Consider the following 13686-nt stretch of genomic DNA (forward strand, 5'->3'; position numbering starts at 1 on the left):
CCGCCGCGCCGTGCTGCAGCTGCGCGCGCTCGGGCTGCCGCGTCACGCCGGCGCGCGGCTGGTGCTCGCGGAGCTGGTGGGCCCCGTGCTCGGTCCGGCCGTCGCGGGGATGCTCACCGGCGTCGCCCTGAGCGCGCTCACCGTCCGAGCGCTCGGTCTGGAGAGCCTCACGCACCAGACCGGGCCGCCCGTGATCGTGCTGCCGTGGTGGGTGCTCGGCGCCCTGCTCGGGCTGGCCCTCGTCGTGGGTGCCGTCGTCGCCGTCGAACGTCCGCGCCGGGGTCACGAGCAGCTCAGCCAGATGATGCGGTCCGGCTGACGCGCATGAGGCAGGATGCGCCCGTGCGATGGGTCGTGGTCATCCCCGTGAAGCACGGCGCCGACGGGAAGACCCGGTTGGCGGGTGCGTTGTCGGCGGGCGCCCGCGAGCGGCTGGTGCGCGCCATGGCTGCCGACACCGTGGCAGCGGCGTGTGCGACCGCCTCCGTCGAGCGGGTGGTCGTCGTCACCGCGGACCCGGTGCTGCGGGCCCTGCTCGCGACGTCGACCGAGCTCGTCGACGACCCCGGTGGTGGGCTGAACGCGGCGGTCCGCGCGGGGACCGGGCACGTCCGCGCCGCCTACCCCGACGCCGGCGTCGCGGTCCTGCTCGGGGACCTGCCTGCTCTGCGGGCCGACGACCTCGCGGACGCGCTGGACCGCGCGACGGTGCACGACCGTGCGCTCGTGCCCGACGCGGACGGCACCGGCACGACGATGCTGACCGCGCTTCCGGGGGTGGCGATCGACCCGCGTCTCGGCGTCGGCTCCGCCGCGGCGCACGAAGGCATCGGTCACGTCCGGCTCGCGGTCCCCGCGACGTCGACCGTGCGCCGGGACGTCGACGTGCCGGACGACCTCGCCGCGGTGGAGGGGCTCGGGGTCGGGCCTGCCACGCGAGCCGTCCTCGACCGGGTCAGCGGGACGTAGCCCGGGGGAGCCGGTCGACCAGGGCCAGGGCGGCCCGGGCGATGCCGGCGGTCGTGGGGACGTCCGTCATGAGCGTCGGGGCGGAGGCTGCCGTCCAGCCGTCGGCCGCCAGCTGCGGCACGGCGGCGGCGTCGCGCTCGTCCACGAGCCAGGCGTCGAGGATGCCGTCCGGACGCCGACCGTAGTGCCGGGCGACCGCGACCGCGCTGGTCTCGACGCCGATCGCGGTGAGGCACGCGTCGGCCATCCCGCGCACCGGCGCCCCCCCGACGATCGGGCTCACGCCGACGACGGGGGCCGCGGTGGTGCGCAGGGCGTCGCGGATGCCGGGGATCGCGAGGATCGTGCCCACGGAGACCACGGGGTTGGACGGCGGGACCACCACGACGTCGGCGTCGGCGATCGCGTCGAGGACCCCCGGCGCCGGCGTCGCCGCGTCCACGTGCGTCTGCACGAAGCGGACGGCGGGCAGCGCGGCCCGGTACCGGACCCACCACTCCTCGAAGTGCATCGTGCGGCCGTCCTCGACCACGACGTGCGTCTCCACCTCGTCGTCGGTCATGGGCATCAGCGTCACGCCCGGCTGCCAGCGCTCCGCGAGCTGTGCGGTGACCTGCGACAACGGCAGCCCGGCCCGCAGCAGGTAGGTGCGGGCGAGGTGCGTGGCGAGGTCCAGGTCGCCGAGCGTGAACCAGTCCCAGCCGAGGCCGTACGCCCGCAGGTCGTCGCTCACGTGGCGGGACTCGTCCCGTCGGCCCCAGCCCTGGTCCTCCTGCACCGCGCCGCCGAGCGTGTACATCAGCGTGTCGAGGTCCGGGCAGACGCGGACGCCGTGCAGCCACAGGTCGTCACCGGTGTTGGCGACCACCGTGACGTCGGCGGCGGGCAGGAGCGCCCGCAGGCCGCGGGTGAACCGGGCACCGCCGACGCCCCCGGACAGGACGGTGATCCTCACTGGGGCCTCCGGGGCTCGTGGAACGCGATGACCGGCCGGCCCGTGCGCGGGTGCTCCAGGATGTCGGCCTCGACGCCGTAGACGTCCCGCAGCAGGTCGGGGCGCAGGACGTCACGCGGGTGACCCGCCGCGGCGAGGTGGCCGTCGGCCAGCACGAGCACGTGCTCGCAGAACGCCGCGGCCAGGTTGAGGTCGTGCAGGGCGGCGACCGTCGTGGTGCCCAGGTCGCGCACGAAGGCGAGCAGGCTCAGCTGCGCGCTCACGTCGAGATGGTTGGTGGGCTCGTCGAGCAGCAGGAGCTCGGGCTCCTGGGCCAGCGCGCGGGCGATCTGGACCCGCTGCCGCTCGCCGCCGGACAGCGAGGACCAGGTCCGGTCCGCGAGGTGGTCCGCCTGCGCGCTGACCAGGGCGCGGTCCACCGCGGCGTCGTCCGGGTCGGTGCCCCACAGGCTGCGGTAGGGGATGCGACCGAGGGAGACGACCTCGCGGACCGACAGCGGGACGGTGCTGGTCGACTCCTGCTCGAGCAGGGCGATTCGCTGCGCGCGTGCTCGCCGAGGCAGCTCGTGCACGGGCGCGTCCTCGACGAGCACCGCGCCCTTCTCCGGCGGCAGGAGCCCCGTGATCAGGCGCAGCAGGGTGGTCTTGCCGGCGCCGTTGGGTCCGAGCAGCCCGGTCAGGTGGCCGGAGGGCGGGGTCGCGTCGATGCCGTCCACCACCCAGCGGCCGCCGAGCCGGGTGCCTACGCCGTCCAGGGTCAGGTCCATGCCGACCCCTTCCCGCGCCGCAGCAGGTAGGCGAAGACCGGGACGCCGATCAGCGCGGTGACGATGCCGACCGGCAGCTCGCGCGGGTCGAACACGGTGCGGGCCAGCGTGTCCGCCCAGACCAGGAACACCGCGCCGCTCAGGGCCGCGACCGGCAGCAGCCGACGGTGGGCAGGCCCGGTCAGCGACGACACCGCGTGCGGGAGGATCAGGCCGACGAAGCCGATCGCCCCGCTGACCGCGACCATCGCGCCGGTGAGCAGGGCGACGACCGTCATCAGGGTCCAGCGCGTGCGGTCGACGTCGATGCCCAGGGCGGCGGCGGAGGTGTCCCCGAACGCGAACGCGTCGAGCCGCGTGGCACTGACCACCAGCACGCTGCCGACGGCCAGCACCGCGATCCCGGCGATGGCCACGGAGGTCCACGTCGCGCCCGCCAGCGACCCGAGCAGCCAGTTGAGGATCTCCCGGTAGGAGTCGCCGGTGGCGGTCCAGAAGATGACGAAGCTGGTGCCGGCGGCGGCCATCTGGGAGACCGCCAGCCCCGCCAGCACCGTCCGGCCCGGGGACAGGGTGCTCCCGGAGCGGGCGAGCGCCAGCGTCGCGACGAGGGCGAGCAGGGCGCCGGCGAACGCCGCCACCGGCAGGAGCAGGCTCACGCCGACGACGAGCACGGCGACCGCCCCGAGCGACGCACCCGAGGACAGACCGAGCAGGTAGGGGTCCGCCAACGGGTTGCGCGTCAGGCTCTGCATCACCGCCCCGGCGAGCGCGAGCCCGGCACCGACCGCCGCCGCGGTGAGCACCCGGGGGAGGCGCAGGTCCCAGACGATCGCGTCGTGCAACCGGGGGACGGCGTCGACCGGCAGGCCCAGGTGCCCACCGATGCTGCGGGCCACCTCGGCGACCCCGAGGTCGGCCGGGCCGATGGTGACGGCGACCAGGACGGTCGCGACGAGGCCGGCCAGCCCCGCCAGGACGAGCAGGGCCAGCGGCGTGCGGGCCTTCACCCCAGCTCGGCGAGCTGCTCGCCGAGCGACGCCACGGCCTCCGCGTTGCGCACACCGGCCTCGCCCGCCGCGAACGGGACGGTCAGGTACCGCTTCTCGCGGACGGCGGTGAGCTGGCTGGTCGCGGGGTTGGCCTCGAGCAGCCCGATCTTCTTCTCCGCGGTGTTCCAGGCGGCGTCGACGAGCACGATCACGTCGGGATCGGCGGCGACGACCTGCTCCCACCCGGCCGACGTCCAGCTGTCGTGCACGTCGGCGAAGATGTTGGTCAGCCCGGCGGCGTCCATGATCATCTGCGGCGCACCGATGCCGGCGCCGACGTACGGGGTGTCCGAGCCGGAGCTGTACCAGAGGGCGGTCGTCTCCTCAGCGGGCTCCTGCACCGCGTCGAGCGTGGCCTCCTGCTCGGCGATCAGGGTGTCCGCGCGCTCCGGCACCCCGAAGATCGCCGCGACCTCCCGGATCTCGTCCGCGACCTCGTCGAACGTCAGGGGGTCGGGCATGTAGCCCTCCTCCTTGCACGCCGCCGGAGACACGTACGTGGTGATCCCGAGGCCGTGCAGGGCCGCGCGGTCACCGGCGCCGTCGGCCGAGAAGTTGGACTCCCAGCCGCCGTAGACGAAGTCCGGCTCGAGTGCGAGCAGCGCCTCCTGGCCGGGCACCTTGTCGGAGACCACCGGGACCGCCTCGTACGCCGCCGCGTGGTCGGCGGGCACCGGGCCGTCGGCGAACGCCGTGCCGATCAGCACGTCCTGCAGGCCGAGCGCCAGGAGCATCTCGGTGGCGGTCGACTTGATCGTCACCACCCTCGTCGGGGGCGCGTCGACGGTGACCTCGGTGCCGCAGTTGTCGACAGTGACCGGCGTGAACGTGGTGCCCGGGGTGGCCGTCACGGGGTCGGCCTCCGGGGTGGCCTGGGTCGAGCAAGCCGCCAGGGCCAGCGAGGCGGCCGTGGCGAGGATCAGGATGCGGGGTGCGCGCATGGGGGTGTGGGGCTCCGGAGTCTGGGGTGGGTGCTGCTCGCCAGGGGTGGGGTGCACGTCGCACCTCCGGAGGGCCGCCCACGTCCGGGCGGCGCGACCCGGCCATGACCGGCCGGGTTCCGCGCACAGAGTAGGCCTGCAGGTGGAGGACTCGGCAAGTGCACCCTTGACCGACGCGCGCCGACGGCCTAGGTTCGAACGTGCGTTCGATGAAGGTGGCGGCGGTGATCCGGGGCTCGGGGATGTCCCGGATCCCGCTCCTCCCTGCTCGGCGGACGGGTGGGTCGCGTCAGGGGGCTGCGGCCAGGGCGAGTGCGCGACCGACGTCGTCGACCTCGGAGCCCAGGAGGCCGACCGTGACGCGGACGTGGCCCCGACGCCCGCGGTCAGTCGTCGAGTCACCGTCCGAGGACGGGGTGGCGTCCGCGGTGAACGGGGTTCCCGGCGCGACCCGGATGCCCGCGGCCTCGAGGCGGACCAGCGCGGTGCGTTCGTCGGCGACCGGGAGCCAGAGGTTGATGCCGTCGCCGGGGTCGAGGGTGATGCCATGCGTGGCCAGGACCTCGCGGAGCGCCCGTCGGCGGGCGAAGTAGACACGGCGGGCGTGGGCGACGGCCTCGATGGCGGCGCTGTCGACGAGGAGGTCGACCAGCACGTGCTGGAGCAGGCGACTCGTCCACCCCGGACCGAGCATGCGGCGGGCGACGATGCCGTCCAGCACCGACGCCGGTCCACCGACCGCGGCGATGCGCAGGTCTGGGCCGTGGGACTTCGAGTACGAGCGGACGTGCACGACGCGGTCGGGCAGGAGCGACCCGAGGCTCACGTCGCGGGCCGACGCGATCTCCCCGGAGTGGTCGTCCTCGACGACGAGCGCGTCGTGCCGGCGCAGGACGGCCGCCAGCTCGCGGGCGCGGGTCGAGGTCGTGCTGACGCCGGTGGGGTTCTGGGCGCGCGGCTGCAGGACGACGACCCCCGCGCCTCCCGCGAGCGCCTTCGTGAGCTCGTCGGGCCGCATGCCCTGCCGGTCGAGCGTCACGGGCACGCGCTCGAGCCCCAGCTGGTCCAGCAGGTCGAACAGCGGCGGGAAGCCGGGGTCCTCGACGGCGACGCGCGAGCCGTAGCCCGCGACCCGCTCGAGCGTGCGGCTGATGGCGTCGAGCGCACCGTCGACCACCGTGACCCGCTGCGGCGCGAACGGCCAGGACTCGCGCAGCAGGACCTCGAGGGCGGGCACCACCGGGGCCGCGAGGTAGGCGCCGGTGTCGGCGGCGGGCCGCTGGAGCGCGACCCGGGACAGCGCCGGACCGATCAGGGGGAGCAGCTCGGGGTCGGGGGTGCCGGTGGACAGGTCGAGCCGGGCCGGCGCGCCGCCGGCGAGGTCCCGGTAGCGCGGCGGCAGCCAGCTGGCGGGTGGGGGGAGGACGACCGTGCCGGCACGTCCGCGCGACGTCACGATGCCGACGGCCGACAGCGCCTGCCACGCGCCGCTCACCGTCGCCGGGCTCACCCCGAGCTCGGCCGCCAGCACCCGCACGGTCGGCAGCCGGTCGCCCGGCCGCAGGTCACCGCCGCGAACCAGTCGCGCGACGGTGGCGGCGATGCCCCGGGGGCTGCGGTCGTCGACGTGAGCAGCCAGGTCCATGCGCGCCAGGATGCACGCTCCCGCGTCGCGCTCCCCGGACAGCGGTCCAGATGTTTACGTCCGCGTCATCGATCTTCGCGCCCCGGTAACGCGGGGTAACACCGCAGAAATGTTCAACCCGGACAGTCACATTCCAGGCTACGGTGCCAAGAACGGGCACTCCGGCGCCGGTGAAGGCTCCGAGGCCGTTCTGATTCGAAGCGGAGGAGCCCCTATGACGGTCGTACGCGTCGCGTTCACCCAGGCCACCTGGACCGGTGACAAGGAGTCGATGACCGCGCTGCACGAGGCGTGGACCCGGGAGGCCGCCTCGCAGGGCGCGCAGATCATCGCGTTCCAGGAGCTGTTCTACGGCCCGTACTTCGGGATCACGCAGGACACCGCGTACTACGACTACGCCGAGTCCGTGCCCGGCCCGACGACCGAGCGGTTCTCCGCGCTCGCCAAGGAGCTCGGCATCGTCATCGTGCTCCCCGTCTACGAGGAGGAGCAGCCCGGCGTCCTCTACAACACCGCGGCCGTGATCGACGCCGACGGCAGCTATCTCGGCAAGTACCGCAAGCACCACATCCCGAACCTGCCCAAGTTCTGGGAGAAGTTCTACTTCCGCCCCGGCAACCTCGGGTACCCGGTGTTCGAGACGGCCGTCGGCAGGATCGGCGTGAACATCTGCTACGACCGGCACTTCCCGGAGGGCTGGCGGGTGCTCGCCCTCAACGGCGCCGAGATCGTGTTCAACCCGAACGCCACGGCGCCCGGCATCTCCAACAAGCTGTGGGAGATCGAGCAGCCGGCCGCCGCGGTCGCCAACGGCTACTTCGTCGTCGCCAACAACCGCGTCGGCCTCGAGGACAACGAGTACGGCGAGCAGGCGGTCAACTTCTACGGCTCGTCGTACGCCGTCGGGCCGGACGGCAACTACGTCGGCGAGGTGGGCTCGTCGAGCGAGAACCAGCTGATCGTCCGGGATCTCGACCTCGACCAGATCCGGGTCGTGCGCGAGCGCTGGCAGTTCTTCCGGGACCGCCGGCCGGATGCCTACGGCCCGATCGTGGCTCCGTGAGAGGGGTGCACTCGTGACGATCCTCATCTCGGGCGGCACCCTGGTCAGCGCGACCGGGCGGACGGCCGCCGACGTGCTCATCGACGGCGAGACGATCGCCGCGGTGCTCAGCCCCGGCTCGACACTCCTCGGCCACGACCTGGCGGCGAGCGTCGACCAGGTCATCGACGCGACCGGCAAGTACGTGATCCCCGGCGGCATCGACGCGCACACGCACATGGAGCTGCCGTTCGGCGGCACCAACGCCTCCGACACGTTCGAGACCGGCACGCGGGCCGCGGCGTGGGGCGGCACCACGACGATCATCGACTTCGCCGTGCAGCGCACGGGGGAGCGGGTCATGGACGGCCTCGGCGCCTGGCACGACAAGGCCGCGGGGAACTGCGCGATCGACTACGGCTTCCACCAGATCGTCGGCGGCGTCGACGAGGACTCGCTCAAGGCCATGGAGGGGCTCGTCGCCGAAGGGGTGACCAGCTACAAGCTGTTCATGGCCTACCCCGGGGTCTTCTACTCCGACGACGCCCAGATCCTGCGCGCCATGCAGAAGGCCGCCGACCTCGGGCTGCTCACCATGATGCACGCGGAGAACGGGCCCGCCATCGACGTGCTCGCCGCGCAGCTGGTGGCGCAGGGCAAGACCGACCCGTACTACCACGGCATCGCGCGCGCCTGGCAGCTCGAGGAGGAGGCGACGCACCGCGCGATCATGCTGGCCGACGTCACGGGAGCGCCCCTCTACGTGGTGCACGTGAGCGCCAAGCAGGCCGTCGCGCAGCTGGCCTGGGCGCGGGACAACGGCAAGAACGTGTTCGGCGAGACGTGCCCGCAGTACCTGTACCTCAGCCTCGAGGAGCAGCTGGGAGCACCAGGCTTCGAGGGCGCCAAGTGGGTGTGCTCCACCCCCCTGCGCTCGCGGGCCGAGGGTCACCAGGAGCACATGTGGCAGGCGCTGCGGACCAACGACCTGCAGATGGTCTCCACCGACCACTGCCCCTTCTGCATGAAGGGCCAGAAGGACCTGGGGGTCGGTGACTTCCGGGCCATCCCCAACGGGATCGGCTCGATCGAGCACCGGATGGACCTCATGTACCAAGGGGTCGTCACCGGGCAGATCACGCTCGAGCGGTGGGTGGAGCTCACCTCCACCACCCCCGCGCGGATGTTCGGGCTGTACGGCACGAAGGGTGTGATCGCGCCGGGGGCCGACGCCGACGTTGTGGTCTACGACCCCGCGGGCCACACGTCGATCGGGGTGGGCAAGACGCACCACATGAACATGGACCACTCCGCGTGGGAGGGCTACGAGATCGACGGGCACGTCGACGTCGTCCTGTCGCGTGGGTCCGTCGTCGTCGACGAGTCCGGCTACCACGGGCGCGCCGGTCACGGGAAGTACGTGCCGCGCGGCCTGTCCCAGTACCTGTCGTAGACCCCCTGTCGAGAGGACACAGATGGACTTCGGCGTCGTCCTGCAGACCAACCCGCCCGCCTCGCGCACCGTCGAGCTCGCCCGCCTGGCCGAGACCCACGGGTTCAGCCACGTGTGGACCTTCGACTCGCACCTGCTCTGGCAGGAGCCGTTCGTCATCTACTCGGCGATCCTGGCGGCCACCCGCAAGGTCATGGTCGGGCCCATGGTGACCAACCCGGCCACGCGGGACTGGTCGGTGATCGCCTCGCTGTTCGCCACGCTCAACGAGATGTACGGCAACCGGACCATCTGCGGCATCGGTCGCGGCGACTCGGCGGTGCGGACCCTGCACGGCAAGCCGTCCAACCTGGCGACGCTGCGGCAGTCGATCGAGGTGATCCGGGAGCTGGCCAACGACCGGCCGGCGTACCTGCACGGTGCCGAGGTGCGGTTCCCCTGGTCGAAGGGGTCGGCGCTGGACATCTGGGTGGCCGCGTACGGTCCGCTGGCCCTCAAGCTCACGGGGGAGGTGGGCGACGGGTTCATCCTGCAGCTCGCCGACCCGGACATCGCGGCGTGGACCATCAAGGTGGTGCGCGACGCCGCCGAGCAGGCGGGCCGGGACCCCGACGCGATCCAGTTCTGCATCGCCGCCCCGATGTACATCGGGGACGACCGTGAGCACATGCGCGAGCAGTGCCGGTGGTTCGGCGGGATGGTCGGCAACCACGTGGCGGACATCGTGTCCCGGTACGGCGCCGACTCCTCCGTGCCGAAGGCGCTGACCGACTACATCGCCGGCCGGCAGGGCTACGACTACAACCAGCACGGCCGCGCGGGGAACACCCACGCCGCGTTCGTGCCCGACGAGATCGTCGAGCGGTTCTGCGTCCTGGGCAGCGCGCAGGAGCACGTGGGGAAGCTGGAGGCTCTGCGCGCCCTCGGCGTCACGCAGTTCGCCGGCTACCTCCAGCACGACAACAAGGAGGAGACGATGCGCGTGTACGGCGAGCACGTCATCCCCGCCCTGGCGACGCCGGTCGTGGCGACCGCATGACGGACCTCGCGACGACGCTCGCACCGGAGCGCACCGCGCCGGTGCCCGTGCGTCCGCGCGAGCGGTCCGGCCTGGTCCGGCGGGTGCTCGTCGGCGTCCTGGCCGTCCTCGTGCTCGCCGCCCTGTGGGAGCTGGTCAAGGTCGTCGTCCCCGACACCGGCGGACACCTGGGCGAGGCGAGCGTGCTGCCGCGCACGGACGACCTCGCGATGCCGCACACGTGGGAGATCGTCGCCCGGGTGCTCGAGCCCGAGACGTCCGCCACCGGGTCGCCCACCGTGCTGAGCGCGATGCTCGCGGCCTGCTGGTTCACCCTACGGGTCGCGCTCGCGGGCTGGCTGGTCGGGTCGCTCGGCGGGCTGCTGCTCGCCGCGGTCATGCAGCGCTGGCAGCTGGCCGAGCACGCGCTGGCGCCCTGGGTGGTGCTCAGCCAGACCGTCCCGCTCATCGCGCTCGCGCCGCTGGTGGTCGGGTGGGGCGGTCGCATCCACATCGGCGGGCTGGAGTGGCAGCGCTGGATGTCGGTCGCCCTCATCGCGAGCTACCTCGCGTTCTTCCCCGTGACCATCGGCGCGCTGCGCGGGTTCCAGTCGCCCCCCGACGCGCAGGTGGAGCTGTTCCGGGCGCAGGCCGCCAGCTGGTCGCGCACCATGCGCTCGCTGCGGCTGCCCGCGAGCGTCCCGTACCTGCTGCCGGCGCTGCGGCTCGGCGCCGCGACCGCGGTGGTCGGCGCGATCGTCGCCGAGGTGTCCACGGGGACCAAGGGCGGGATCGGTCGGCTGATCATCGGCTACGCGCAGTCCGCGAGCGGCGATCCGAGCAAGCCGTGGGCGGCCATCGCCGCGGCCGCGCTGCTCGGGCTGCTCGCCGCCGGCCTGGTGTCCCTGCTCGGGCTCGGCCTGGGCCGCTACCGCTACGCGGAGGTCTCATGAGCGCGCTCGAAGCACGCGGCGTCGGCAAGGTGTTCTCGTCGCGCTCGGGGGACGTCCTCGCCCTGGAGGGCATCGACCTCACCGTGGCGGCGGGGGAGTTCGTCGCCCTCATCGGCCCGTCCGGCTGCGGCAAGTCGACCCTGCTGCGGCTCGTCGCGGACCTGGACACCCCGACGACGGGCGAGCTCACCGTGTTCGGCAAGACCCCGCAGCAGGCCCGCGAGGCGCAGGACTACGGCATCGCGTTCCAGCAGGCGGGCCTGCTGCCGTGGCGCACCGTGACGGCCAACGTCGAGCTGCCGCTGGAGCTGCACGGCGTGGGCCGGGCGGAGCGGGCGTCGCGCGCCGCCGAGCTGCTCGCGCTGGTGGGGCTCGACGAGTTCAGCGGGCACTTCCCGCACCAGCTCTCGGGTGGCATGCAGCAGCGCGTCGCGATCGCCCGGTCGCTCGCCGAGCGCCCCAGCCTGCTGCTCATGGACGAGCCGTTCGGCGCGCTCGACGAGATGACGCGCGAGCGCATGCAGACCGAGCTCGTGCGGATCTGCGCGGAGAGCGGTGCCGCAGTCGTGTTCGTCACCCACTCGATCCCCGAGGCCGTGTTCCTGTCGCAGCGGGTGGTCGTCATGTCGCCACGACCCGGCCGGATCAGCGCGATCGTCCCGGTGAACCTCGGGGACCAGCGCGGCGAGGGCCTGCGGGAGGACGCCTCGTTCTTCGCCGCCGTCACCGCCGTGCGGGAGGCTCTGCACGGCACCCCGGTCACCGCCCGCGGCGTGGACCTGCGATGAGCGCCACCGCCGTCCGCCGCTGGGTCGCCCCGGTGCTGCTCGGCGTCGTCGCGCTCCTGGCCTGGCAGGCGGTCGTGGTCGGCGCGGACATCAAGCCGTACCTGCTGCCCAGCCCGACGGCGATCCTCGAGCAGCTCCGGCTGAGCATCCCGCTGGTCTGGTCGGCGGCGCTGGCCACGGGCATGAACGTGCTGGTCGGCCTGGTGGTCGGCAGCGCGATCGCGATCGTGGCGGCCGTCGTCGCGGCGCGCAGCCGGATGGCGGACACGCTCCTGTCCCCGACCGCGGCCGCCCTGGCCGTGATGCCGATCGTCGCGCTGGCCCCCGCGCTGAACACCATGTTCGGCACCACCTCGACCACGCCGCGGCGCCTCGTCGTCTCGGTCGTGGTGTTCGCCCCCGTGTTCGTCAACACGCTGCGCGGGCTGCGCCAGGTCCAGCCGGTGCACCGCGACCTGCTCAAGGCCTACGCCGCGAGCCCGTGGCAGCTCACCCGGACCGTGACGGTCCCCGGCGCGCTGCCGTACCTGTTCACCGGCCTGCGCATCGCGTCCTCGACGGCGGTGATCGCGGCCATCGTCGCGGAGTACTTCGGGGGCCTGCAGAACGGTCTGGGCTCCCGGATCACGTCGGCGGCGTCGAACAGCGCCTACGCCCGCGCCTGGGCGTTCGTGCTCGGCGCCATCGTGCTCGGGCTCGTGTTCTACCTGGCGACCCTCGCGCTCGAGCGGGCGGTCGCCAGGCGCCAGGGGGGCTAGAAGCGTCCGCCTGCCACCGCAGCCAGGCCGGCCGATATCCGCACAGCCAACGAGAGGGAGAACGATGAGACTCACCAGGCGTACTGCGTGGGGCGCGGCCGCGGTCGGCGTCACCGCGGCGCTCGTCCTGTCCGGATGCAGCTCCGACAGCGGCGACGAGCCCGAGGACGAGGGGACGATGAGCCCCCAGGTGCTGACCCCGGTCACGCTCCAGCTGCAGTGGTTCACCCAGGCCCAGTTCGCCGGCTACTACGCGGCGGTCGACCAGGGCTACTACCGGGACGAGGGGCTCGACGTGGAGATCGTCGAGGGCGGCACCGACATCGTGCCGCAGTCGGTGCTGGCCGACGGCTCGGTCGACTACGCGATCGCGTGGGTGCCCAAGGCGCTGGCGTCCCGCGAGCAGGGCGCGGGCATCACCGACGTCGCCCAGATCTTCCAGAGGTCCGGCACGCTGCAGGTCTCGTTCGCGGACAAGGGCATCTCCACCGCGGCCGACCTCGAGGGCAAGACCGTGGGCAACTGGGGCTACGGCAACGAGTTCGAGCTGTTCGCCGGCATGACCAAGGCCGGCCTCGACCCCGCGACCGACGTCACCCTGGTCCAGCAGCAGTTCGACATGAACGCGTTCCTGGCGGGGGACATCGACGCCGCGCAGGCCATGACCTACAACGAGTACGCGCAGCTGCTCGAGGCGGAGAACCCCGACACGGGTGAGCTGTACACGGCCGAGGACTTCACCGCGATCGACTGGAACGACGAGGGCACGGCGATGCTCCAGGACGCCATCTGGGCGAACTCGGAGAAGCTCGCGTCCGACGAGGAGTACCAGGAGACGACCGTCAAGTTCATCAAGGCGAGCCTCAAGGGCTGGATCTACGCGAGGGACAACCCGGAGGAGGGCCGTGACCTGGTCGTGGCCGCCGGCTCGCAGCTGGGCAACAGCCACCAGCTGTGGATGACCAACGAGGTGAACAAGCTGATCTGGCCGTCGCCGGACGGCATCGGGACGATCGACGAGGACGCGTGGGCGCAGACGGTCGACGTGGCCCTCACCACGAAGAACGACCAGGGCGCCACCGTCATCACGGCCGAGCCCGACGACGAGGCGTTCACCAACGAGTACGTCGAGCAGGCGCTGGCCGAGCTCGAGGAGGAGGGCGTCGACGTGTCGGGCGAGGGGTTCGAGCCTCTCGACGTCACACTCGAGGCCGGCGGGAACTGATCCGTCGCGCGCGGGCGTCGGACACGGCGCCCCCGCGCGGCCCGCCCCCCCCCGGAGAGGCACCAATTCCACCCACGACGACCCCACCCCGCTGCGGCTCGACCGCGCCCCCGGATTCCA

The 13686-nt window shown here is 72.9% G+C and carries 13 protein-coding genes and 1 pseudogene; 9 read left to right on the forward strand and 5 right to left on the reverse strand.

Going from position 1 to position 13686, the window contains the following annotated elements; genetic code table 11:
• Positions 1-319: pseudogene (locus RYN42_RS16870) on the forward strand (hypothetical protein); the annotation flags it as partial.
• A 23-nt stretch (positions 320-342) separates the two neighbouring features.
• Positions 343-969, forward strand: a complete 627-nt coding sequence (gene cofC / locus RYN42_RS16875) for a 2-phospho-L-lactate guanylyltransferase (RefSeq protein WP_315097968.1) — start codon at positions 343-345, stop codon at positions 967-969.
• Here cofC and cofD read toward each other — a convergent pair.
• From cofD to RYN42_RS16900, 5 genes are all read right to left on the reverse strand, one after another.
• Complete coding sequence (gene cofD / locus RYN42_RS16880; RefSeq protein WP_315097969.1) at positions 956-1924, reverse strand: 2-phospho-L-lactate transferase; 969 nt, start codon at positions 1922-1924, stop codon at positions 956-958. The genes cofC and cofD overlap by 14 nt on opposite strands.
• Positions 1921-2691 (reverse strand): putative F420-0 ABC transporter ATP-binding protein, encoded by a 771-nt coding sequence (locus RYN42_RS16885; protein ID WP_315097970.1) that lies wholly within the window; start codon positions 2689-2691, stop codon positions 1921-1923. Before RYN42_RS16885 ends, cofD begins: the two co-directional genes overlap by 4 nt.
• Positions 2682-3701 carry a putative F420-0 ABC transporter permease subunit gene (locus RYN42_RS16890; RefSeq protein WP_315097971.1) on the reverse strand — a complete coding sequence of 340 codons (1020 nt, stop codon included), beginning with the start codon at positions 3699-3701 and terminating at the stop codon, positions 2682-2684. The genes RYN42_RS16885 and RYN42_RS16890 overlap by 10 nt, the downstream gene beginning before the upstream one ends.
• On the reverse strand, positions 3698-4684 hold the full coding sequence (locus RYN42_RS16895) for a putative F420-0 ABC transporter substrate-binding protein (protein WP_315097972.1): 987 nt from the start codon (positions 4682-4684) through the stop codon (positions 3698-3700). The genes RYN42_RS16890 and RYN42_RS16895 overlap by 4 nt, the downstream gene beginning before the upstream one ends.
• A gap of 289 nt (positions 4685-4973) precedes the next feature.
• The gene (locus RYN42_RS16900) at positions 4974-6329 is read right to left on the reverse strand and encodes an aminotransferase class I/II-fold pyridoxal phosphate-dependent enzyme (protein WP_315097973.1); all 1356 of its coding nucleotides are present in this window, start codon (positions 6327-6329) and stop codon (positions 4974-4976) included.
• 214 nt (positions 6330-6543) lie between these two features.
• On the opposite strand from RYN42_RS16900, the gene RYN42_RS16905 reads away from it, so the two are divergent.
• The 7 genes from RYN42_RS16905 to RYN42_RS16935 all read left to right on the forward strand — a co-directional run bounded on the left by RYN42_RS16905 (position 6544) and on the right by RYN42_RS16935 (position 13566).
• Positions 6544-7392 (forward strand): nitrilase-related carbon-nitrogen hydrolase, encoded by an 849-nt coding sequence (locus RYN42_RS16905; RefSeq protein WP_315097974.1) that lies wholly within the window; start codon positions 6544-6546, stop codon positions 7390-7392.
• Positions 7364-8824 (forward strand): dihydropyrimidinase, encoded by a 1461-nt coding sequence (gene hydA / locus RYN42_RS16910; RefSeq protein ID WP_315097975.1) that lies wholly within the window; start codon positions 7364-7366, stop codon positions 8822-8824. Before RYN42_RS16905 ends, hydA begins: the two co-directional genes overlap by 29 nt.
• A 22-nt stretch (positions 8825-8846) precedes the next feature.
• Positions 8847-9863 carry a TIGR03842 family LLM class F420-dependent oxidoreductase gene (locus tag RYN42_RS16915; protein WP_315097976.1) on the forward strand — a complete coding sequence of 339 codons (1017 nt, stop codon included), beginning with the start codon at positions 8847-8849 and terminating at the stop codon, positions 9861-9863.
• Positions 9860-10795, forward strand: coding sequence for an ABC transporter permease subunit (locus tag RYN42_RS16920; RefSeq protein WP_315097977.1), 936 nt, complete (start codon positions 9860-9862; stop codon positions 10793-10795). The genes RYN42_RS16915 and RYN42_RS16920 overlap by 4 nt, the downstream gene beginning before the upstream one ends.
• Positions 10792-11583 (forward strand): ABC transporter ATP-binding protein, encoded by a 792-nt coding sequence (locus RYN42_RS16925; protein WP_315097978.1) that lies wholly within the window; start codon positions 10792-10794, stop codon positions 11581-11583. Before RYN42_RS16920 ends, RYN42_RS16925 begins: the two co-directional genes overlap by 4 nt.
• Entirely contained in the window at positions 11580-12341 is a 762-nt protein-coding gene (locus RYN42_RS16930; RefSeq protein WP_315097979.1) for an ABC transporter permease subunit, read from the forward strand. The genes RYN42_RS16925 and RYN42_RS16930 overlap by 4 nt, the downstream gene beginning before the upstream one ends.
• A 64-nt stretch (positions 12342-12405) precedes the next feature.
• Positions 12406-13566 (forward strand): ABC transporter substrate-binding protein, encoded by a 1161-nt coding sequence (locus tag RYN42_RS16935; protein ID WP_315097980.1) that lies wholly within the window; start codon positions 12406-12408, stop codon positions 13564-13566.
• Positions 13567-13686: the final 120 nt, after the last annotated feature.

Origin of the sequence: uncultured Cellulomonas sp., from assembly GCF_963527515.1 — a bacterium.
Taxonomy (GTDB): domain Bacteria; phylum Actinomycetota; class Actinomycetes; order Actinomycetales; family Cellulomonadaceae; genus Cellulomonas.